Source organism: Actinoplanes sp. KI2, assembly GCF_025630775.1.
In the GTDB taxonomy this organism is placed as follows: domain Bacteria; phylum Actinomycetota; class Actinomycetes; order Mycobacteriales; family Micromonosporaceae; genus Actinoplanes.
In genome coordinates this window covers 87,424-108,475 of record NZ_JAOSZE010000013.1, presented here as the reverse complement: position 1 = coordinate 108,475, position 21,052 = coordinate 87,424, and the positions used below count along the sequence as shown (strand labels likewise).

Here is a 21,052-nt window from a genome sequence, read left to right as displayed (position 1 = left end):
TCCGGGACACCGCGGGGCAGCCCGGAGGGAGCCTGAGTGACCAAGGATCGCACGAGCGGCGTCGCGCGCCCGGATTCCGACGGCGCGTCGACCATGGATCTCAGTGGGCGATGCGTGGGGAACTCGTACATCCTCCAACGCCCGATCGGGCAGGGCGCCACGGGCACGATCTGGCGCGCGGTCGAGCGGGCCTCGGGGGAGCCGGTCGCCGTCAAGCTGCTGCACGAGAGCCTGCTGCGCCAGCCGAAACTGGTCACCCGGTTCGTGCAGGAGCGAACCATCCTGCTGATGCTGCGGCACCGGAACGTGGTGCGGGTGCGCGACCTGTTCAGCGTGGGGGAGACGCTCGGGCTGGTGATGGATCTCGTCGACGGCGGCAGCCTGCGAGATCACCTGCGCCGGCACCACACCGTGCCGGCCGGCGAGGCGGCCCGGCTCGCGGCCCAGGTCGCCGCCGCGCTGGCCGAGGCGCACGAGCTCGGGATCATCCACCGCGACCTCAAGCCGGACAACGTCCTGCTGCAGATCGAGGACGGCCGCCTGGACACCCGGCTGACCGACTTCGGCATCGCGCGGATCCTCAACACGCCCAGCATGACCACGGCCAACACGGTCGTGGGAACCCCGCATTACATGGCGCCCGAGGCGTTCCACGGTGCCACGGCCAGCCCGGCGACCGATGTGTACGCGCTCGGCATCCTGCTGTACGAGCTGGTCAGCGGGCGGCCGCCGTACGACAGCGACTCGATCCCGGACCTGATGCGCCGGCACTCGGAGGGCAACCCGCAGCGCCGGCCGGGCATCCCCGACGGCATCTGGGCGCTGATCACGCAGTGCATGGAAATCAAACCGCTCCTGCGACCGTCGGCGGTCGAGATGGTGGCGGAGCTTTCCGACGCGGCCCGGGCGTTCGCCGACGTTCCGGCGCTGCCCGGGCCGGAGGTCGCCGCCGCGGCCGGTCCCAACCAGTCCGATGTGGGCCTGGAGCTGCCCCGGCCGGGGATCCGAGTGCCGGTGCAGGGCGGGCCGGCGTCGGTCGGCGGGGGCGGCCTTCGGAGCGTCGAGGCCGCGGACGGGGGCACGGGCGATCCGGAAGCCGTCAGCCTGTTGCCGTTGCCGTTGCTGTCGGCGCCGTTGCCGTCGCCGCAGCCTCAGCTGCCTTTGCCGCAGCCGCAGCCGCAGCCGCAGCTGCAGCCGCCGTCGCCGTCGCCGCAGCCGCAGCCGGGGAAGAGTGGGCGGGACCGGGCGGCTCCTCGGCAGCGGCGGCCCCGGCACGGTGCCACGGTGACCACGATCGTCGCGGGCGCGATGCTGGCCGTCGCGGTCGCGGCCGCTGGCTTCCACCATCGGGACAGGGGAGGGGACACCGCCGACCCGGCGACTCCGGCGATCCAGGCCACGCCGACCGCCTCCGCACGGCAGTTCGGGCGGACCAGCCGCGACAACGGGCCGCGCCGGGCCGCCGGGCCGAAGCACCTCGCAGGGCCACGGACGACGCCGACGGGCGGCGCGCGTCCGGTGACTTCCCCGCGCGTACCCGCAAAGGTGTTTTCCTCGCCGCAGACGGAGGCCGAGCGCTACGGCCCTTGGCAGTGCACGCGAAGCGTCGTGTTCGATGACGTCTCGAGGCTTCCGCTCACGCCCAGCCCCTGCCAGATGCTCGGGCGCGACATCCGGTACCAGGCCTCGCTGACCGCGCCCGGCGGCGGCGCCGGAAGCATCACCCTCGCGCTGGAGGACGCCGGCAGCGGAGAGACCGTGGCGGGGCCGGTCAGCTGCGGAAACCTGGCGTTCGGCACGGCCGCGACGTGGGGCTGCGGACCGGCCTGGGCGAGACCGGCAAGGGGCCGCAGGTACCTGGTGTCGATGTCGTTCCGGTACGTGCGGGGCGGCCGGACGATGGTGAGCACGACGAGGGGCAACGCCTTCACCTGGTGATGCCCGTCGGGCCCCGGAAATTCGATCGCGCGGTGGTGCGTTGACCGCTACCGTGCTGGTCATGTTCGCGCTCGGTTTGCAGCTGCCCCCCGTGGTGGCTCCCGTGTGCGCGCTTCCCGGCGTCGATACGCGAGCCTGACCCTTCCCCACCGGCAGCAGAACCCCGGGGAAGGGTGGCTGCCTCCTGCCCGGGTTCTGACGCGTCCCGCCTGGCGACGGGTCGTGTACCACCGAACTGCCTTGCATCCAGTGAGGATTGAGAAAAGACATGGCGAAGAGCCAGTTCATCCGTACGAAGCCGCACGTCAACATCGGCACGATGGGTCACGTCGACCACGGCAAGACGACCCTGACCGCCGCGATCACCAAGGTTCTCGCCGACCGCGACCCGGCCGCCAACCGGTACGTCGCGTTCGAGGGGATCGACAAGGCCCCGGAGGAGGCGGCCCGCGGCATCACCATCACCATCGCGCACGTCGAGTACGAGACCCCGAACCGCCACTACGCCCACGTGGACATGCCCGGCCACGCCGACTACGTGAAGAACATGATCACGGGTGCGGCGCAGGTCGACGGCGCCATCCTCGTGGTGTCGGCGCAGGACGGGTCGATGCCGCAGACCCGCGAGCACGTGCTGCTCGCCCAGCGGGTCGGCGTGCCGTACCTGGTGGTGGCGCTCAACAAGAGCGACGCCGTGGACGACCCGGAGCTGCTCGACCTGGTCGAGCTCGAGGTCCGCGAGCTGCTGAGCGAGTACGGCTTCCCCGGCGACGAGGTGCCGGTCGTACGCGTGAGTGCTCTCAAGGCGCTCGAGGGCGACCCGCGCTGGACCGCGACGATCGTCGAGCTGCTCGACGCGGTCGACGACTACGTGCCGGTGCCGCCGCGCGAGCTCGGCGAGCCGTTCCTCATGCCGATCGAGAACGTCCTGACGATCAGCGGCCGGGGCACGGTGGTGACCGGCAAGGTCGAGCGCGGCACGCTGCGGGTCGGCGAGCCGGTCGAGGTGGTCGGCCTCGGCCCGACGGTCGGCACCATCGCGACCGGGCTGGAGATGTTCGGCAAGTCGCTCGAGCGGGCCGAGGCGGGCGACAACGCCGCCGTACTCCTGCGCGGCGTCAAGCGCGAGCAGGTGCAGCGCGGCCAGGTGGTCGCGGTGCCTGGCAGCGTCACTCCACACCGGAGGTTCACGGCGACGATGTACGCGTTGACGGCGGCCGAGGGCGGCCGGCACACCCCGTTCGCGGCGGACTACCGCCCCCAGTTCTACTTCCACACCACGGACGTGTCCGGCGGGCTGGACCTGGGGGACCGCGACCTGGTCGTGCCCGGCGACACGCTCGACGCGGTCGTGGTGACGCTGGGCAAGCCGATCGCGATCGAGGTCGGCATGGGCTTCGCGGTGCGTGAGGGCAAGCGCACGGTCGCCGCCGGCACGGTGACCGGCCTGTTGGACTGACGGTGCTGACCAGGTGTGCCGGGGCGGGAGACCGGCCCGGCACACCCACGGCGTCCATGTCGCCTTCTCGACGCGCCACGGACGCGGGCCGCGTCCCGTTGTTACGGTTGCTTGTCACGCGCCAACGGACTCTCCTCGGATCGACGGCATGGGCGCCACCACGAAGCTCCGCCTCCCGCTCGCGGTCACCGCGGGGCTGATCCTGCTCGCCGGCGCGTTCGTCGCCGACGCGCCGGGTCTGGCCGGCGGCGTGACGGCCGAGCGGCTGGCGGCCGCGATCACCGTGCCCGAGACGCCGGGCCGGGTCACGACCATGCTGGCCCTGGCCGGTCGGCGTCTCGACCCCGCCGGTCCGTTCGATGCGGCGATTGCCGCGGCGGCCGACCGGTACTCGCACGTCACCCGCGTTCTCGGCGCGGCGGCCGGAGTCGCCGACGCGGTGGCCGCCTCGGCCGACGGTTCGCTGGTCTTCGCGGCCTATGAGGACGGCACGGTCCGTTCCTGGGACGTCCGTACCGGCGCGCAGCTCGGCTCGAACAGCTACCCGGGTGCACCGCCCGAGCGGCTCGCCTTCGACCCCGTGCACCGGCTGCTCGCCTCCGGCGACACCCGCGGCCGGGTGCAGCTCTGGCCGGTCGGCCGGGCCGGCGAGATCTATCCGCCGATCGACGCGACGAACAGCGTGCGGTCCCTGCTCGTCGGCGGCGAGACGATCGCGCTGGACTTCTACCTCGACGGTGCCCGGCTGGCCGCGGTGACCGCGGACGGCTACGTCCACCTGTGGCGGCTGAACTGGCACGCCGAGGCGTTCCTCGACTTCGACTACGTCGGCCTGGTTCCCCGGTACCCGGCGATGCCGGCGCCGCGCGACGAGCAGATCGACATCGACGCGGCCTCCACCGTGATCCCGGCGACCGCACGCCACCCGGCGCGGCTGCTGCTTGCGCCCGAGGCCGGTGACGTCGTGTCGGTCGACCTGCCGGGCGCGCGCTGGCCGTCCGAGACGGTCCAGGCCCGGTCGACGGTTCGCGTTCCGCGCCGCGACCTGCTCGGGCCGGTCGCCGCCGTGGCGGTCCGGCCCGGCGGCGACCCGGATCAGGCGGCCGTCGCCACGGGCGACGGCGTGCTGGTCTGGGATCTACGAACGAACCGCCGGGTCGCCGGGCCGGCCGCGGGCCTGCGGCTCGGCGCGTACGGCGCCATGTTCTACACGCGAGACGGATCGTGGCTGGTCGCCGCGGGAGCCGGCGGGGTGGACGCGGTGCCGTCGAGCCGGTACGCCGCCGACGCGGTGGTACGGGCGTACGGGTCGGCCGGCGACCTCGCCGCACCCGCCGGCGGCGACGCGGCTGCCGTGCTGACCTCCGACGGGTTGATCTGCCTGATCGAGCCGGGCGGGGACACTCTCGTGCGCCGGGCCGGACCGGGCGCCACCGAGATCGCCTATGCCTCGGACGGCAAGCTGGTGAGCGTCGACGAGAGACACCATCTCCGGGATTCCGGCTTCGAGTTCTACAGTCTGGTCGCCGCGCCGGCCTTCGTGGCGGCGGGCGGCATCCGGGGTTCGACCGCCGGGGTCATGATCTGGCCGGCGCCGGACCGGCCGGGCCGCCTGCTCGCCTTCGACTCGCCCGACGCGAACGGCGCCCCGCGAGCGCCGACCGACCTGAGGTATCTGCCCGACCGGCGCCTGCTGGTGGCCCGGAACGAGGGCGGCGAGGTGGCCGCCTGGTCGACCGAGACCTGGCGGGAGGCCTTCCGGATCATTCCCGGGTACGGTCTCGGGCTCGCCTACGATCCGGCGGCCGGCCGGATCCTCGCGCCGGTGAGTGTGGGCGCCGCGGTCGACTCGACGGCGGTGGCGGCGCGGACGTACGAGGCCCGGATCGACCCGTCCGACGGCACTCTGGACGGCCGCCGCGCGCCGATGCCGGCGGTGTACCGGATGGCGCAGAGCCCGGCCGGCGGCCCGCTCGCCATCCTCACCACCGGCAACCGCCTGGTGCTCGGCGGTGACATCCTCCCGCTCGGCGGCTTCGGCACCGCGCTGGCGTTCAGCCCGGACGGCGCCCGCCTCGCGGTGGCGACCGACGGCGGACGCGTGACCGTCTTCGACGTGGCCGGCCGCCGCCCCGGGTACGCCCTGCCGGTCTCCCGGCGCCCGGCTGACAACGCCTACGTCGAGCGGCTGGTCTGGGACACATCCGGCCGGTCGTTGGCCGCCGCGACCGGCACGGTCCGGCACCACCGGTTCGCCGCCGGCGAGACCACCGAGGTGACGGCCGACCCGGACGTGTGGGCGGCGCGGCTGTGCCGGGTGTTCGCGCCCGGTCTCACCGAGGCCGAGTGGCGGCGCTACGCCGGGAGCCGGCCGGCCACCGACCCGTGTGCGGGGGAGGCCTGAGGTGATCCGTTTCCTGAAGGCCCTGCTGGTGCTGGTGGCGGCCGCCTTGCCGGCGGCCGCGGCCGTTCCGCGTCCGGCCGGTCCGTCCGAGGGGTCGGCGCTGTTGCTGGCCACGGTTTGGCAGCGGACGGTCGAGGGTTCGCTCGGGCCGGGCTACGACCCGGTGACCGGCACGATCCCGATGACGGTGGCGAACGAATACTCGGCGGCCGAGTACGCGGCCCTCGACGCCGCGACCGGCGAGGCGCGCTGGCAACGCGCGTACCCCCGAATCAGCCCGGACACCGCGGAGATCGACACCGTCGCGGGCGGCCGGTACCTGATCCGCTCCTGGGGCGACCCCGGGCACCGCACCGAGCTGTGGGCGATCGACGCCCGGGACGGCGACGTCGCCTGGCACCTGCCGATGTCGGCGGGACAGGTCACGCTTCTCGGCGCCACCGTCCTCGTCCCGCAGGGCGGCACGCTCGCCGGGGTCTCGCTGGCCGACGGGGCCGTGCTGTGGCGCTGGGATGCCCCGCTCGACTGCACGGTGACCTGGACCGCGGCCGGGACGACGTTCTTCACCGCCGCCGTGCTCTGCTCCGGCGACGGATTTCTGGTGACCGTCGACGCCCGCAGTCGCACGACGCTCTGGGGCCGGCCGTGGCTCGCCGACGCGTACGGCTATGCGATCGCCGACGATCTGCTGCTCACCTACGGCGAGAACGGAACCCGGATCTACGACCGGACCGGCGCCGTCCGCTTCCGCTCCGCCGAGGCCATGCGTTGCAGCGATCCGTGCTTTCTCGCCGCCGACGGCACCCTGGTGATCAACGCGACCTGGGACAACCAGTACGTCCTCCGCGGCGTGGACGAGCGATCGGGCACCCTGCGCTGGACCCATCGCACCGAGGTCGACGAGATGGTCATCGTGGGCGACCGCATCTACCTGACCCAACCCGCTCCGCGGCCGACCCCGGGCACGACGGTCGGGGCTCTCGACCCGTCCACCGGGCGGATCCGGGCGGCGGCGCTCCTGCACTACGGATCCTTGGACGCATTCGATGCGGCGGCGGGGATTCTCTATCTGTCCGACCCCGGCATCCTCGACCACGACACGGTGGCGGTGGCCGTGCGTCCCGTCGACACCGACGCTCCCGGCCTGCTCGGCGGCGCCCCGGCCGCCCAGTGGCCCGATCCCTGCGACCTGCTGTCGGCCGAGGACCTTCGCGAGGTCGCGCCGACCGTCCGGTTCCGGCCTTCTCCGGTGCGCCGGGTGCTGGCCGACATCGACACCGGCACCGCGGTCAGCTGCCGGTTCCTGCCCGACCCCGCCGACGGCCCGGTCGTCACCGTGTCGGTCGCGTGGTGCGGCAACCAGGCCGCCCGGGCGCTGGCGGCCATCGCGAGCGACCAGTACGAGGGAGCCGTGCGCGGCCTCGGCGACGAGGCGGTCAAGGTCACCGACGAGAGCCCGTACGGCGTGACCACCACGATGCTGGCCGTCCGGAGCGGCCCGGTCGTGGCCACCGTCCAGATGCTGGGCGGCACGGCCGAGCAGACCCTGACCCTCGCCGGCGCGGTCACGCGGCGGCTACGCCCGTCCGGAGGCTGAGGCCCATGGCCAAGAAACGACGCAAGCCCGAGAGCCGGTTCCGGCGGCTCATGCGCCGACCGGTGTCCAAAGTGGTCGCCGGGGTCGGCGCCGCCGCCCTCGCCGCCACCACCGCGTTCGCCGTCGCCGTGGCCGAGCGCGGCGCCGCTCGCATCCTGCCCGACCCGACGGTCCGGCCGTCCTCGCCGGCCGCCCTGGCGTTCCCGTTCGACGTGGCCGTCGACCCGGGCTTCGACGCGGGCATGTGGTACGCGCTGCCGTCCCCGGTCACCGGCGGTCCCGCCGCCGAGCAGCTGCTCCTCGGCTTCCCCGGCGACGCCGAGCTCGCCGCCTACCTGCGGGCCCACGACGGCGCGCCGCTCTCGTCGGTGGTCCCGTCGCTGACGTTCACCGGCCTCAACCGGTCCGGCACGGTGCGCATCGTGGGCCTTCGGGTGTACGCCAAGCAGGGCGGCGGGGTGCTCGCCGGCAGCCTCATCAAGACCACCTCGAACGGCGAGCAGCCGACCGTTCCGGTGCGCGTCGACCTCGACCGTCCGAGCCTGGACGTGAACGCCCCGGACGGCAAGCCGTACTTCCAGGGGCACGGCATCGAGCTGGCCGCCGACGAGCACGTCACGGTCGCCGTGACGTTCACCGCGGTCAAGCACGCGTACCGATGGCTCATGGCGGTCGACTACGTGCTGCCGGCCGGTGGCAGCCGCACCGCCTATCTCGACGACGTGGGCCGGCTGTACCAGAACGCTTCCGAGGTGCCGCCGAAGAACCATTTCGCCCTGACCGGTCAGGCGCCCGGCTACCCCGCGGTGTGGGACACCAACTTTCCGCAGCCGGGCTTCCGCCTGACCAGCCGGTCGTCTTGACCGGCTCAACTCAACCGGAAGTAGTCAAGATTGAATCCACCGGTCTCGCAGTAGACGGTCACGAGCTGATCGCCGGCCGCCGCCGTCACCGGCACGTGCACCGACTGGTAGGAGCCCCAGCCACCGGTGTCGGGGACGGAGACAACAGCAAGGGAGTTGCCGGAGCTGTCGCGGAAGGACACGGCGTTCGGAGCGACCGCGCCCGTGCCGTTGGCGACCCGCAGCTCCAGGTCATAGGTGCCGGCCGAGGCGACCTCGAGCCGGTACTGCAACCAGTTGCCGGGAGCGGTCCACCCCACGTCCTTGCCGCCGCTGGTCGCCGGGTTCGACTCGACGAAGTTCACGCCCTCGGTCCACCCGTGCTGCGCCACGTACGCCTCGGCCTCGACCTTCTCGCCGATCGGCGCGCCGTGCGGCACGACGTTGAGCTGCACGGTCGTCGATGCCCGGGCGCTGCCGTCGGTCACGTGGAAGGTGAGATCCTGCGTGCCCGCCGTCGTGGGGTGCACGGTCACCACGCCGGTCCGCGCGTCCAGCGACACCCCGTCCGGCAGGTCGGTGGCGTAGAAGGCGAGCCGATCCCGATCGCGATCGGTCGCGGTCAGCCGGAACGTGGTGGTCGCGTACTGATCCGCGTTCACCGGGCCGACCGGCGCCAGCACTGGCGCATGGTTGCGGTGGTCGTTCCCCGCAAAATTCTTCCAGGTGTACGTCGCAAAAGCCCCCGCCGGCACCGACACCACGAACGACGTCCCGCCCAGGATCACCCGCACCGAGGCCGCCGTCGCGGTGGCGTTCCCGATGATCGCCTTGTATGCCGGCCCGTCCCGGTAGACGACGTTGCTCACCCCGCCGGCCGTCGCGCTCGACTCGACGCGGCGGTCGCTCGGCGAGAGGTAGCGGGTGAACTGTCCCAGCGGGTACAGCTCATCGCGTACCGAAAACGTCTTGGTGTTGGTGTTGACCTTGACGAGTCGATCGGGCCACTTGGTCGTCGCGGCGACCTGGTCCCAGTCGACGTTGTTGTCGCGCTTGTCGGTCCAGTGCAGGGTGCCGCCGTCCTGGTCGGTGGTCTGCGCCCAGAGGACATAACTGCTCGCGTCCAGCCGGAAGTAGTCGAGAACGGTCGCCGGGTTCAGATCGCTCGTCTCGGTCAGGTGCACCGGCTTGCCGTACTGCTCGTAGGCGTCGCGCATCACGGTCGGATCGCCCCAGTACGGGTGGAACGCGATCGCATCGGCCGCCTCCCGGGCCGCCGGGTCGTTCATGATCCGGTAGTAATTCTTGGTCGTGGTGCTGTTCGGATCGCGCCAGTCCCAGAAGTTGAAGTCGTGCACGTACAGGTCGGTGTGCAGGCCGGCGGCACGGGTCTCCCGCTTGATCGCGACCGCCAGCTTCTGCTGCTGATCGATGCTGATGTCCATCGCCGGGTAGACGACGTCCATGCCGGGCTCGTTGAGCAGGGTCAGCGCGTCGATCGGGATGCCCTGCTCGGCGTACGCCCGCAGGTATTTCACGTAGTACCGGGCGAACACGTCGATGCAGTCGTCGCGCAGCTTCCCGACCTGGTAGTGGTCGGTGCTGCTGCCGGGCTTGAGCGCGACCTCGCCGAGGAACTTGCCGTTGGTCTTCATCCAGGCCGGCGCGCTCCACGCCGAGGCGAAGAACGTGGCCCGCGGGTTGTACTTCAGGATCAGCCGCGCGGTCTGCACGATGTGCAGGTCGAGGTCGCGCCGGATGGAGAAGTACCGCAGGCCGAAATCGCTCGAGACGCCGGCCGGCAGTTCGTCGTACGACCAGAACGGAAGATGTTCGATCAGATCCGGGCTGCCGATCGTGAGCCGGAACCGGTCCAGTCCCGCGCCGGTCCTCGGGTCGGCGAGCAGGCGAATCGCGTTCTCCCGCTCGGCCGGGGTCAGCTTCCACAGGTTGGAGACGCTCGTCTCGTCCAGCGAGAAGCCGATCCCGCGGTATTGCTGCCGGCCTTGGCTCGGGTCGATGACCACGGTCGCGTCGGTGGCCTGCCCGTGGTCGTCGCCGACGTGCGTGTCCGGCAGTTTCGCCCAGGCGTGTGCCGCGCCGGTCGAGTAGGTCCCGCTGACCCGCTCCGGATGCCGGCCGCCGTGCTGAGCCGCGGCCGGCTGCGTCGCCGCAAGCAGCAGCGCGGCCGTCGATGCCACCGCGACCGCCGCGGTTGTGGTTCGCCTCACGAGACCTCCCGGATCGACCGATCGCTATCTCTCGTCCCCGGGGAGTTTATTGAGACCTTTAACTAAGATGCAACGGCATCGATGGGAACGAAACTCATCGGCATGGCTGTCGAGATCGAGGTCCTGAGCGACCGGGACGTGACCGATGACGTGGTGAAGGCCTTCGAGCGGCTGCTGCCGCAGCTGTCCCGCTCGGCGCCGGCCCTGGACGCGGCGGCGCTGCGCGCGCTGGTCGCCTGGCCGGGCAACCGGATGCTGATCGCCCGGGTCGACGGGGAGGTCGCCGGAACGCTCACGCTGGTCACCTTCCCGATTCCGACCGGGTTGCGGGCGTGGATCGAGGACGTGGTGGTCGACTCGGCGGCCCGCGGTCAGGGCGTCGGGGCGGCGCTGACCCGCGAGGCGGTGCGACTGGCCGAGATGGACGGTGCGCGCACGGTCGACCTCACCTCCCGCCCGTCCCGCGAGGCGGCGAACCGGCTCTACGAGCGGCTCGGCTTCCAGCTGCGCGATTCGAAGGTCTACCGCTACGCCGCCCCGGAGGAATGGATCAGCTGACGGTCTACCCGTTCGGCGCCTCGGCGGGCGGGAACAGGCGGCGGTAGAACGGGGTGGCCCGGAATGCGCCGCCGTGGTGCGGGGCGTGCCAGGCCCGGTCGCCGTCGAGGGTCAGGTCGTAATCGGGGTGGACGCCGTCGTCGCTGGTCGTCCGGTCGAGGGCGAGCGTGATGTGCTCGCCCCGGACGACCGGCCGCGGGGACGGCAGCGGCACGTAGACCGGCGCCCACGCGCGAGTGTCCCCGGTCAGGCAGTCGACCTCCCGCCCGCCGCGGCGCGAGGCGGCGACCCGCGCCCACAGCAGCACCCCGGTGATCGTCGCCTCGGCCGCGATCCGCAGCGAGATCTCTTCCCGGTCGCACTGCGGGGGAGCGCCGCTGGAGAAGGTCACCGACTCGATCGGGGCGCACGAGGAGATCAGCACGTCATCGACCGGCCCGGCCAGGCAGAGCCGCGGGTCGAACGGGCCGCCGGCCGAGTCGAAGATCGCGCGCAGGTAGGGCAGGCTCTCGCCGGCCAGCGCCAGGTCGTCGCTCGCCGAGAGGTCGACCGCCGCGGCCCAGGTCTGCATCCGGTACGGGATCCACACGCAGTCGGGGGTGCAGAGCCGGCGACCGGCGTCGGCCAGGATCGGGATCGCGCCCTCGGCGGTGGCGATGTTCCCGACGATGTCCGAGACGCATACCTCCGCCCGTACGGGAAGGGTCTGCTCGGTGGAGTGACCGGGCAGGACCGTGACCCGGTCGCCCAGCCCGGCCGACGCCACGGCCTCGTCGGCCCGCTCGGCGGTGCGGGCGTCCGCCTCGATCGCGTAGACGTGGCGGGCGCCGGCCCGGGCGGCCTCGAGCGCCCAGAGTGCGTCCCGTCCGGTCCCGACGTCGACGACGACCTTGCCGTGCGCGGCCGCCCGGACCGCATCCCGATAGGCGCGGTGCCGGTCGTCGGCCGCGTCGAAGGCGTCGTAGACGTGGTCGTCGTAGGCGCGGTACTCGCCCATCGACGGGAACAGCACGAAGCGCGCGTCCGCCGAGGCGACGCTTCGCACGGTCCACGACGTCACCTGGTCATGATCCCGCCAGGGCCGGGGGAAAGCGCTGCTTACACGCGGGGGACGGGCGTTACTCCGCCTCGCGCTCGCGGCGGCGCAGATCCTCCTCGCGGCGGCGCAGGTCGGACTCCCACTTCTTCATCATCGACTCGTCCTCGCGCAGGGAGGTGGCCAGGTTGCGCAGGAACTCGGGGTCGTCGTCGGGCGCGAGCTGCCCGCCGCGCTGCCGGGGCCGCTCGGACTCGGGGAAGCCGCTGCCGGGGCGCCAGGTCGTGCCGTTGCTCAGCCGCACGGTGCGCGCGGGGCGGCCGGCCACGAACCAGGCGATCGCGCCGACGGGGGAGAACAGCAGGATGATGAACACCCACGCCACCCGGGGCAGGGCCCGGATCGCGAACTCCTCGGCGGAGAGGCAGTCGATCAGCGCGACGACCAGCAGCGCCATGTCGAGGAGGACGAACAGCGAGTAGAGGCGAACCATGGGCGTAGATCATGCCAAACCTGGGAAGTTTCTGTGGTCCCGGAAAAGGTGCAAATCGGTATTGTGGTCCGGCGCCCCGGGGACGCCGGACCGGTTGCCTAGCTGATGCCGCCGGTTGCCCAGCTGACGGCGCCGGTCTCCTAGCGGACGGCGCCGGTCTCCTAGCTGACGGCGCCGGAGAAGGCGGGCAGGTATCCGTACGTGTAGCCGTTCTGGTTCGGGTGGAACGAGTTCTGCGCCGGGGCCAGGGTCAGGCCGTTGAGGTACGGCGACGAGGCGCAGATGCCGTGGCCGGCGAACTCGTCGCGGACGTCCGAGAAGGTGAACCCGGCCGCCTGCGCATGCTGCTTGATCAGATCGTCGAGCACCTGCGCGCCCCCGTTGAGCGACTTGCGCTTGGCCAGGCTCATCCCGGTGAGACCGCAGGAGGACGAGGTCGTGTCGAACAGCAACGGATAGTCGAGCACGACCACCTGGGCCGACGGGGCCTTGGCCTTGATCGCCGCGTACGTGTTGTCGAGCTTGCCGCCCAGCGTCGCGCTGATGCTCGCCTCGGCGTCGGCGACGGTCTTCGCGCAGCTGGCGTCGCTGGAGAACTGGCAGGTCAGCACGGTCGACGCGAAGCCGGCGTCGTTGCCGCCGATGGTGATGCTGACCAGGTCGGTGCCGCTCGGGATGTTCGGGGCCTGGCTGGCGAGGACGTCGCTGGTCTCGGCGCCCGAGCAGGTGAGGTTGGTGAACGACTTGGGAGAGTTGCGGCTGGCCCACTGGCTGGGGTAGCCGTTCGGGCTCCGCAGGCAGGTTCCGACCTGTCCGGGCGCGCCGACGCCCGAGGAGTAGGAGTCGCCCAGCGCCACGTAGTCGACGCTGGACGCCGCCGCGGCGGGTGCCGCGACGCCGAGGGCGAGTAGGGAACCAGTGACGAGACAGCCGAGGACGAGGTGAGGTCTGCTCATCGGGTGGCCTCCGGTCCGTGAGGGGAGGGAAGCCGAAGCGCTCCGGTTACCGCACAGTAAGTCAAGCCCTGAGCAAAAGAAACATCGTGTTTTTCTCGTTACAAAGTAGTAACATCCATCGATGTGACCTGCATCTATGCCATGCAGTGATGTTACGTGTACGTCGAGTGCCGATATTTCATGTCGGCCACAGGCAGTCTTCAGCCCACGCACAGTCCGTCGGATTACTGTCTTCATATGGAAGAAGAACGGGCACGTCGGGTCGTCGAAACGCTTCGGGCACGCAACGTCTTCGCCCACGTCAAGCTGCCGCAGGCCGGCATCACGCAGTACGGCATCCGGGTGGTGCTCCCCGATGGCCGCGAGGCGATCTGGGACAACGACGGCACGGCCGGCCTCGAGGCGCAGATCATGCGGGACGGGGTTCTGGTCGGTTTTGTCGCCTCCATCCCCGACTCGGAGAATTTCGGCGACGGCCAGATCGTCGAGGCCATCGCGACCGCCGACTACGACCGTCCGGTCGGCCGCCCCGCCTCGGCCCGGCCGAGCCCGGCCCCGCCCGCTGCCGCCCCACGCCCGCCGGTCTCGCTCGCCCAGCGCCTGCGCGGAGGCTTCTGGGGCTGATCGGCGCGACCCCGCTGAGCGGCGCGGCCCCGCTGAGCGGCGCGGCCCCGCTGAGCGGCGCGACCCCGCTGAGCGGCGCGACCCCGCTGACCGGCGCGACCCCGCTGACCGGCGCGACCCCGCTGAGCGGCGCGACCCCGCTGAGCGGCGTGGCCCCGCTGAGCGGCCCCGCCGGTCAGATCTCCGGGTTGATCAGCTGTTCGAGGCGGTGCAGCGCGATCGGCCACAGTTCCGGCGTCAGCGACCCGAGCAACGTCTCGGCCAGCGACTGCACCACCATGTCGATGCTCTCGTGGGTCGCCGGGTCGAGCTCGATCACGGGCGGCGCCGGCGATTCCGGTTGCGCCTCTTCCATCTGCGGCGCGGAGGCCGGCTCGTCCGGGGTCGCCTCGTCCGGAGCCGGCTCGTCCGGGGCCGGCTCGATCGGGGCCGGCTCGATCGGCAGATCCTCCGGCGCGCCGATCAGGTGCAGGTGGCCGATCGAGCGGGTCAGCGCGATGTACAGCAGCCGGTGCCCGCGCGGGTCGTCGTCGAGGATGTGACCCGGCTCGACCACCACGGCCGCGTCGAACTCCAGCCCCTTGGCCTCGTGCGGGGCGAGCAGCGCGATCCCGGGCCCGCCCGCGCCGGGTTGCCACCCGACGCCCTCGGCGTCCAGCCCGGCGATGATCTCCTCGCGGCAGCGGGCGGGACACACCACGGCGACCGAGCGGCCCTGCTCGGCGTGCCCGGCCGCGGCGGCGGCGACCAGCGAGGCGCGGGTCGCCTGGTCGGCCGGGACGATCACCGGGTCGGCCCCGTCGCGTACGGTCAACGGCGCCGGCACGCTCGGCGCCGCCATCGGCAGGAGCTCCGCGGCCAGCTCGAAGATCTGCCGCGGGATGCGGTAGCCGAATCGCAGCTCGCGGTGCTCGTGCGGCTGGGCCGAGGGCAGTTGCGCGATCAGGTCGTGCCAGTCGTCGCGGGCCCACGGGCCGGTCGACTGGGCGATGTCGCCGACCAGCGTCATCGAGCCCGTCGTCGAGCGCCGGGTGATCGCCCGCAACTGCATCGGCGAAAGGTCCTGCGCCTCGTCGACGACCACGTGGCCGAAGCCCTTCGGGTCGCCGTCGATCAGGTGCGCGGCCTCGTCCAGCAGCGGCAGGTCGGCGTCGGTCCAGCCGTGCTCGTCGGCCGGGCGGTGCAACGACTCGATCTCCCGGTCGGTGAACTCGCCGCCGGCCGCCGAGGCCAGCACCTCCCGCGAGCCGAACAGCTCGCGCAGGAAGCCCTGCGGGTCGAGCGACGGCCAGAGCCGCTCGGCGAGCCGGTCGGCCGCCTCCAGCACCAGCCGCGGGTCCTTGGTGTCGGCGACCAGCGTGGCGCGCAGCAGGATCCGCCGGGCCATCGGGGCGGCCTCGCTGGCCCGGGCGGTGTCGATCACCCGCCGGAGCGCGACCGGGTCGAGCCGGATCGTCCGGCCCTCGATCTCGATCGACTCGGGCAGCTCGCCGGGCGCCGAGCTGCCGGGACGTTCCTCGAACGCGCGGGCGAGCAGCCGGGCCATCCGCGCCTCGCCCTTGAGCCGGGTCACGAACGGCGCCTCGTCGATGGTCACCGGCGCGTCCGGCAGCAGCTCGGTGACCGACCGGTGCGCGACCCGGTCGTACCCCCAGCCGGTCAGCACGTCGTCGGTGTACCGGGCGAACGCCGCCGACGGCCCGACGACCAGCGTCTCGGCGTCGTCCAGCAGGCCCTCGTCGAGCAGCCAGGCCACCCGGCGCAGCGCCGTGATCGTCTTGCCGGTGCCCGGACCGCCCTGGATGATCAGCAGGCGGTCGAGCGGGGCATGTACCAGCTCGTCCTGCGCGGCGCGTACGGTCGCGACGACGTCCCGGCCCAGCTCGGCGAGCAGGTCGTCGTCGGCGGGCACGCCCGGGTCGGCTTGGCGGAACACGGCGGCCGGTCAGGAGCCCGCGAGGGGCAGTTCGAGGCGGACGGCGCCGCGCAGGTCCAGGAAGACGCGGTCGGGCGCCCGCACGAGGCTCAGCACCACGTCGTCGCAGTGCGGACAGCGGGCCACCCGGCCCATCTCCTGCCCCCACAGGCTCAGGGCGCCGATCGCCTCGGCGTGCCCGCACCCCGCGCAGGTGTAGCGGGCCGTGGTCACGTCGAACGCGAAGATCTCCCGCAGGTCACCCGCCATCGCATTGCCGTCGAGCTCCATCATGAGGTGCCTCCGAAGCGTTCCGTCCGGATGCGCTTGGGGTCGTGGCCGAGCGCCACCAGGATGTCGGCGGCGGTTTCGACGAAGGTGGTCGGCCCGCAGACGAAGACGTCGGGCGTGAAGTCCGGCGGCCAGCCGTGCGAGTTGATGGTAGCCACGTCGATGCGCTTCGGGGGGTCCGGCCACCCGTCCGGCGCCTGGCGCGTGTAGTGCAAAAACAGATCAAAACCAGGATCATCACGTACGTGTCGGGGCAGTTCCTCGCGGTAGATGACCGCCTCCGGGGCACGCACCGAGTAGATCAGGCGGAACGGCTGTTTGGCCCGGCTCTGTCCCCGGGCACGCACCATCGCCATCAGGGGCACCACGCCCGAGCCACCGCCGATGAGCAGCACGGGGTGCGGCCGCGACTCCCGCCAGACGAACCAGCCGCCGACCGGGCCGCGCACCTCGATCTGATCACCGACCTCGAGCACGTCGGTAAGGTACGGCGAGACCTCGCCGTCGTCGAGCTTTTGAATGGTCAACTCGATCTGGCTCTGGTCGGACGATGCGCTCGCGATCGAGTAGCTGCGCTGGGCGCGGTAGCCGTCCGGGGCAGTGAGGCGGACGTCGACGTGCTGGCCGGGCAGGTGCCCGGGCCAGTCCGGCACGTCGAGCACCAGGGTGCGCGCGGTCGACGTCTCCCGGCGGGCCTCGGCGAGGGTCGCCGCCCGCCAGGTCAGTCGCCCTGGTACCGCTGCTCGAGCCATGGGTCTCCGTACGTGTGGTAGCCGGCCGCCTCCCAGAAGCCCGGCTCGTCCTCCTGCATCATCCGCAGGCCGCTGACCCATTTCGCCGACTTCCAGAAGTACAGGTGCGGAACGAGCATCCGGGCCGGCCCACCGTGCTCCGGCTCAAGATCCTCGCCGTCGAACTTATAGGCGATCCAGGCCTTCCCGTCCAGCAGATCTTCCAGCGGTACGTTCGTGGTGTACCCGCCGAAGCTGTGCACCATGGTGTAGTCGGCAGCAGTCTCGACGTCCGCGAGCAGCGTGTCCAGAGCGACCCCGCGCCAGGTGGTGCCGAGCTTCGACCATTTCGTGACGCAATGGATGTCGGTGGTGACATCCTCGTACGGCAGCGCGGTGAACTGCTGCCAGTTCCAGCTGGTCTTGTCGCCGGTCTCGGTGGTGACGGTGAAGCTCCAGCGGTCCAACGGGATCCGCGGGGTCGGCCCGGTCGAGAGCACCGGGAAGTCGTGGGTCAGATATTGACCGGGCGGCAGGCCGGGGGTCGACTCCCGCCTACGGCCGCCGAACCCTCTCGAAATGATGGCCATGGAACATCAGTAAACCGGATGATCAATGGGGTTTCTACTGCTCTCTCTACCGTCGGGACTGGTCGGGACCTCCCTGCGGCATACGGGTGCTTTGCAGTTTTGGCGCGGTTTATGGGGCTAACTGAGATCATCGAGGCGTGGGTGACGACGGCATCTACCTCTCGGCGCCGCAGCGGCGTCGCCGGCGGGGAACGGTCGCGGTGGCGGTGGCCGTCGCGGCGGTGCTGCTGGGCGTCGGCGCGTACGTGGGCACCAGCTGGTACCTCGGACGCCCGTCGGCGCTCGAGCCGTTCGTGACGCCGTCGGTCGCGCCACCCGTGTCGGCCACCCCGTCCGTGGTGCCGCAGAGCGCGCCCGTCGCGCCGCCGCTGGGGACGATCTCGGCGGCCCGCGCCTCGCGGCTGCCGTCGCCGGTGCCCTCGCCGACCGCGCCCACCGACGACGAGCTCGCCGACACCCAGGTCAGCCGGTTGCTGCAGCCGCGAAGCGGAATAACGGCGGCCGACAGCGCGACCGTCGTGCGCAACGAGATCACCCCCGGCGGTGCGCTGGCCCGGATCGTGTCGGCGCGCTACGACCTCACGTCACGGCGGCAGCTGCTCGGCGCGGCCGACGCCGGCGAGCCGATCGGCCAGGTGCGGTGCACGCAGAACTTCCGGGTCCAGGGGGCGCCGTTCCCGCAGAACCGGCCCGGGTTGCTGCTGTGCTGGCGGATGTCGCCGTACAAGAGCGTCGTGGTGATCGCCACCTCGGCGACGAAGCAACCGCAGGCGCCCGACGCGGCGGCGGTCGTTTCCCACGTATGGACCGACATGGGATGACCGTTCGAGGACTGGTCAGACGGTGGCGCTCGTGACGCCCACGACGCCCCTGATGCCGGGGACCACGACGCGGTAGTGCTGACCCGTCGCCAGGCCGGAGACCTTCGTCTTGGCCCGCGCAGGGTAGCTGCGCATGGTGACCCAGTGCGTGCCCTTCTTGTGCTGGATCAGAACCTTCTGGCCGGCCGGCCCTTGGAGGGCGACCGTCATCGACTTGCCGGAGCGGACGACCGCCACCCCGGCCTTGACCGTGACGACGGCCGGGGCAGAGGTCACGGCCTCGGTCGTGTCGGTGGCGTCGACCCGCAGATTGAGCTTGTAGCCGGCGGTCGCGACCCGGCTGACCACGACCCTCCCGTCGGTGCCGGTGTGGGTGGTGCCGCACTTGGCCGCCGCGCCGGCCGCGGCGACACAGACCCGCACCGGGCGGTTCGCCATGGCCTTGCCGCCGGCGGTCACCGTGAAGGCCACCTTCGCCCGGGTGCCGTAGGCGACCTGCTGGACGGCCGGAGTGACGGCGATGGCCGGCTTCACCTTGGGCACGACGGTGTCGGTGGGCGTCGGCGCCGGGCTCGTCGAGGTTGTGCTGGGCGCCGGGCTCGCCGTGGTGGTGGGGGCAGTAGTCGGCGCGCTCGCGGCCGGGGTGACGGCTTGGAGGGCGGCAGCGGCGTCGACGCGCCCGTACCCGTAATCGGTGTCCTTGCCGGCCTTGCCGAGGTCGACCGCGGTGGACTCGATCGTCTTCTCGATCTGGTCCGGTGTCAGGCTCTTGTCGTACGCCTTGAGCAGGGCGGCCTCGGCGGCCACGTGCGGCGTCGCCATCGAGGTGCCATCCATCGTGGCGTAGCTGCCCTTCGCCACCGGGTAGGTGCTGACGATCTCGCTGCCGGGCGCCGCCACGTCGACGTAGCTGCCCTGGTTGGAATAGTCGGCAACCGTGTCGGCTGAGTCGGTCGCGGCCACCGCGATGACGCCCGCGTCGGCGGCGGGCCAGGAGGTGGGGCTTCCCTTCGCGCGGTCGTTGCCCGCGGCGGCCACCACCGTGACACCCTTGCCCCGGGCGTAGGAGACGGCGTTGGTGACCGCGCTGACCTGCGAGGTCGAGCCCAGCGACAGGTTGATGACGGTGGCGCCGTGATCGGCCGCCCAGACGATCCCGGTGGCGGCATCGGACATGTAACCGCTGCCGTTGGCGTCCAGGACGCGTACCGGAAGAATCTTGACGCCCGGCGCGACGGAGGCCACGCCGACACCGTTCCCGGTGAGCGCGGCGATCGTGCCCGCGACGTGCGTGCCGTGGCCGTTCGGGTCGGTGCTCACGCCGGTGGTGCTGCCGTTGACGATGTCGATGCCCGGCAGCACCTGCCCGGCCAGGTCGGGATGGGACGCGTCGACGCCGGTGTCGACCACGGCGACGGTGACGCCCGAGCCGGTCGACCTGGCGTTGGCGGCGGGCACGTTCATCTTGGCGAGGTCCCATTGCTGCGACCGGTACGGGTCGACGGCGAGCGCCTTCATCGGAGCGTCCACCTCGACGCCGACCGCGTCCTTGGCCTGCTGCGCCTGCTTGACCAGCGCGGCGGCGGCGCTCGTGCTGGTGGCGGTGCGCACCTTCACGACCGGCCGGCCGTGGCTGTCGATCGTCGTGCTGACCACGCGCACCGGGTCGGCCGCCGACACCTTGGCCGGCAGCAGCTGCGCCGGCGACGAGGTCAGACCGTACGTGGCGGGAGTCCAGTCCGCCGTGGCGCTCGGGAGGGCGAACGCGGAGGCGCCCGCGGCGGCTCCGACGGCAAGGGCGCTCAGGGCGTACCGGCGCAGGTGCTTCCTCATCGGCGTCCTCCACGTAGCGGCTTCATGGGTCGAAGAGCTAGTTCGACCGCGATGAGTGCTGCTCCGGTGATCGCCGAGGTGCGGCCCGGTTGCGGACCTGTGTGCGGCTCAGAGCTATCGGCTCGACGCAAGCAGGCGGTCGTCGGGGGACATGAAGAATCGCTTTGCGCAATCGTGCTCCTCGAAACCGGACCGCCCCGGGAATGGTGCGCGCTGGTTTATTGTCAGGTGGAGAGCGGGATTACGAGTTGAGGGGGCGCCATGACGCAGATGTTGGAAATGCCGCGGGTGCAGAAGTGTTCGGTGAGTGAGTGTGGGTACAACCATGACGGCTGTACCGCGTTCGCGATCACCATCGGGAGCATGAACTCGGAGTGTGACACCTACGTGGACAGCTCGGACAAGGGTGGGATCGGCAGGGCGCTTGCACAGGTGGGGGCCTGTAAGCGCAGCGATTGTATGCACAACACCGACCTTGAGTGCCACGCGCCGGCGATTGTTGTCGGGGCGTCCAGAGACAAGGCGGATTGTCTGACGTACGAACCTAAGTAAGCCTTTCCTAAGAAACGCGTTCGCCGCCCGGAACAGGGGCGGCGGACGCGTTTCTTTTTGTATTCGGGCCATTTCGAGAGGGCTTTCCGGCACTCCACAGGGCGGCGCCAAGGGGCTCAAACAGGCCGGGGTGGGCGGGCTGCCGGTGGGGCGCTGTCGCGCGTACGGCTTAGGAGGTTAT

The 21,052-nt window shown here is 71.7% G+C and carries 18 protein-coding genes; 9 read left to right on the top strand and 9 right to left on the bottom strand.

Features of this window, described 5'->3' with window-relative positions; all coding sequences use genetic code 11:
* Positions 1-36 precede the first annotated feature (36 nt).
* The 5 genes from ODJ79_RS15585 to ODJ79_RS15565 all read left to right on the top strand — a co-directional run bounded on the left by ODJ79_RS15585 (position 37) and on the right by ODJ79_RS15565 (position 8,261).
* The gene (locus tag ODJ79_RS15585) at positions 37-1,938 is read left to right on the top strand and encodes a serine/threonine-protein kinase (protein ID WP_263024159.1); all 1,902 of its coding nucleotides are present in this window, start codon (positions 37-39) and stop codon (positions 1,936-1,938) included.
* A 268-nt stretch (positions 1,939-2,206) separates the two neighbouring features.
* Positions 2,207-3,397 carry an elongation factor Tu gene (gene tuf, locus ODJ79_RS15580; protein WP_263024158.1) on the top strand — a complete coding sequence of 397 codons (1,191 nt, stop codon included), beginning with the start codon at positions 2,207-2,209 and terminating at the stop codon, positions 3,395-3,397.
* A 148-nt stretch (positions 3,398-3,545) separates the two neighbouring features.
* On the top strand, positions 3,546-5,801 hold the full coding sequence (locus ODJ79_RS15575; protein WP_263024157.1) for a WD40 repeat domain-containing protein: 2,256 nt from the start codon (positions 3,546-3,548) through the stop codon (positions 5,799-5,801).
* 1 nt (position 5,802) lies between these two features.
* Entirely contained in the window at positions 5,803-7,398 is a 1,596-nt protein-coding gene (locus tag ODJ79_RS15570; RefSeq protein ID WP_263024156.1) for a PQQ-like beta-propeller repeat protein, read from the top strand.
* 5 nt (positions 7,399-7,403) lie between these two features.
* Complete coding sequence (locus ODJ79_RS15565) at positions 7,404-8,261, top strand: hypothetical protein (protein ID WP_263024155.1); 858 nt, start codon at positions 7,404-7,406, stop codon at positions 8,259-8,261.
* A 5-nt stretch (positions 8,262-8,266) separates the two neighbouring features.
* On the opposite strand, the gene ODJ79_RS15560 is transcribed toward ODJ79_RS15565, so the two are convergent.
* On the bottom strand, positions 8,267-10,471 hold the full coding sequence (locus ODJ79_RS15560) for a carbohydrate-binding protein (RefSeq protein ID WP_263024154.1): 2,205 nt from the start codon (positions 10,469-10,471) through the stop codon (positions 8,267-8,269).
* Positions 10,472-10,573: 102 nt separating this feature from the next.
* On the opposite strand from ODJ79_RS15560, the gene ODJ79_RS15555 reads away from it, so the two are divergent.
* Positions 10,574-11,029, top strand: a complete 456-nt coding sequence (locus ODJ79_RS15555) for a GNAT family N-acetyltransferase (protein WP_263024153.1) — start codon at positions 10,574-10,576, stop codon at positions 11,027-11,029.
* Between the two features lie 4 nt (positions 11,030-11,033).
* On the opposite strand, the gene ODJ79_RS15550 is transcribed toward ODJ79_RS15555, so the two are convergent.
* The 3 genes from ODJ79_RS15550 to ODJ79_RS15540 form a co-directional block, all read right to left on the bottom strand.
* Positions 11,034-12,089 (bottom strand): class I SAM-dependent methyltransferase, encoded by a 1,056-nt coding sequence (locus tag ODJ79_RS15550; protein ID WP_263024152.1) that lies wholly within the window; start codon positions 12,087-12,089, stop codon positions 11,034-11,036.
* A 58-nt stretch (positions 12,090-12,147) separates the two neighbouring features.
* Positions 12,148-12,558, bottom strand: a complete 411-nt coding sequence (locus ODJ79_RS15545; protein ID WP_263024151.1) for a PLD nuclease N-terminal domain-containing protein — start codon at positions 12,556-12,558, stop codon at positions 12,148-12,150.
* Between the two features lie 161 nt (positions 12,559-12,719).
* Complete coding sequence (locus ODJ79_RS15540; protein WP_263024150.1) at positions 12,720-13,514, bottom strand: SGNH/GDSL hydrolase family protein; 795 nt, start codon at positions 13,512-13,514, stop codon at positions 12,720-12,722.
* A gap of 237 nt (positions 13,515-13,751) precedes the next feature.
* Here ODJ79_RS15540 and ODJ79_RS15535 point away from each other — a divergent pair, with 237 nt between their 5' ends.
* Positions 13,752-14,138: a hypothetical protein gene (locus tag ODJ79_RS15535; RefSeq protein WP_263024149.1), complete on the top strand. Its 387-nt coding sequence runs from the start codon at positions 13,752-13,754 to the stop codon at positions 14,136-14,138.
* 175 nt (positions 14,139-14,313) lie between these two features.
* Here ODJ79_RS15535 and ODJ79_RS15530 read toward each other — a convergent pair whose 3' ends face one another.
* Genes ODJ79_RS15530 through ODJ79_RS15515 form a run of 4 tightly spaced genes read right to left on the bottom strand, consistent with a single transcriptional unit; the run spans position 14,314 to position 17,665 of the window.
* Entirely contained in the window at positions 14,314-16,074 is a 1,761-nt protein-coding gene (locus ODJ79_RS15530) for a HelD family protein (protein ID WP_263024148.1), read from the bottom strand.
* Positions 16,075-16,083: 9 nt separating this feature from the next.
* Complete coding sequence (locus ODJ79_RS15525) at positions 16,084-16,347, bottom strand: DUF6510 family protein (protein ID WP_263024147.1); 264 nt, start codon at positions 16,345-16,347, stop codon at positions 16,084-16,086.
* Positions 16,344-17,096 carry a ferredoxin reductase gene (locus ODJ79_RS15520; protein ID WP_263024146.1) on the bottom strand — a complete coding sequence of 251 codons (753 nt, stop codon included), beginning with the start codon at positions 17,094-17,096 and terminating at the stop codon, positions 16,344-16,346. Before ODJ79_RS15520 ends, ODJ79_RS15525 begins: the two co-directional genes overlap by 4 nt.
* Complete coding sequence (locus ODJ79_RS15515) at positions 17,066-17,665, bottom strand: sulfite oxidase-like oxidoreductase (protein ID WP_263024145.1); 600 nt, start codon at positions 17,663-17,665, stop codon at positions 17,066-17,068. Before ODJ79_RS15515 ends, ODJ79_RS15520 begins: the two co-directional genes overlap by 31 nt.
* 137 nt (positions 17,666-17,802) lie before the next feature.
* Between ODJ79_RS15515 and ODJ79_RS15510 the strand changes: the two genes are divergently transcribed.
* Complete coding sequence (locus ODJ79_RS15510) at positions 17,803-18,486, top strand: hypothetical protein (protein ID WP_263024144.1); 684 nt, start codon at positions 17,803-17,805, stop codon at positions 18,484-18,486.
* Between the two features lie 15 nt (positions 18,487-18,501).
* Here ODJ79_RS15510 and ODJ79_RS15505 read toward each other — a convergent pair whose 3' ends face one another.
* The gene (locus tag ODJ79_RS15505; RefSeq protein ID WP_263024143.1) at positions 18,502-20,319 is read right to left on the bottom strand and encodes a S8 family peptidase; all 1,818 of its coding nucleotides are present in this window, start codon (positions 20,317-20,319) and stop codon (positions 18,502-18,504) included.
* A 261-nt stretch (positions 20,320-20,580) separates the two neighbouring features.
* Between ODJ79_RS15505 and ODJ79_RS15500 the strand changes: the two genes are divergently transcribed.
* Positions 20,581-20,871: a DUF1540 domain-containing protein gene (locus ODJ79_RS15500; protein WP_263024142.1), complete on the top strand. Its 291-nt coding sequence runs from the start codon at positions 20,581-20,583 to the stop codon at positions 20,869-20,871.
* The last annotated feature ends 181 nt before the right edge of the window (positions 20,872-21,052 follow it).

What these genes read in the sequence shown, in the direction of transcription:
- tuf (WP_263024158.1), top strand. Translation starts at nt 2,207, where the DNA reads ATGGCGAAGAGCCAGTTCATCCGTACGAAGCCGCACGTCAACATCGGC.
- ODJ79_RS15575 (WP_263024157.1), top strand. Translation starts at nt 3,546, where the DNA reads ATGGGCGCCACCACGAAGCTCCGCCTCCCGCTCGCGGTCACCGCGGGG.
- ODJ79_RS15565 (WP_263024155.1), top strand. Translation starts at nt 7,404, where the DNA reads ATGGCCAAGAAACGACGCAAGCCCGAGAGCCGGTTCCGGCGGCTCATG.
- ODJ79_RS15555 (WP_263024153.1), top strand. Translation starts at nt 10,574, where the DNA reads ATGGCTGTCGAGATCGAGGTCCTGAGCGACCGGGACGTGACCGATGAC.
- ODJ79_RS15545 (WP_263024151.1), bottom strand. Translation starts at nt 12,558, where the DNA reads ATGGTTCGCCTCTACTCGCTGTTCGTCCTCCTCGACATGGCGCTGCTG.
- ODJ79_RS15540 (WP_263024150.1), bottom strand. Translation starts at nt 13,514, where the DNA reads ATGAGCAGACCTCACCTCGTCCTCGGCTGTCTCGTCACTGGTTCCCTA.
- ODJ79_RS15535 (WP_263024149.1), top strand. Translation starts at nt 13,752, where the DNA reads ATGGAAGAAGAACGGGCACGTCGGGTCGTCGAAACGCTTCGGGCACGC.
- ODJ79_RS15525 (WP_263024147.1), bottom strand. Translation starts at nt 16,347, where the DNA reads ATGATGGAGCTCGACGGCAATGCGATGGCGGGTGACCTGCGGGAGATC.
- ODJ79_RS15520 (WP_263024146.1), bottom strand. Translation starts at nt 17,096, where the DNA reads ATGGCTCGAGCAGCGGTACCAGGGCGACTGACCTGGCGGGCGGCGACC.
- ODJ79_RS15515 (WP_263024145.1), bottom strand. Translation starts at nt 17,665, where the DNA reads ATGGCCATCATTTCGAGAGGGTTCGGCGGCCGTAGGCGGGAGTCGACC.
- ODJ79_RS15505 (WP_263024143.1), bottom strand. Translation starts at nt 20,319, where the DNA reads ATGAGGAAGCACCTGCGCCGGTACGCCCTGAGCGCCCTTGCCGTCGGA.
- ODJ79_RS15500 (WP_263024142.1), top strand. Translation starts at nt 20,581, where the DNA reads ATGACGCAGATGTTGGAAATGCCGCGGGTGCAGAAGTGTTCGGTGAGT.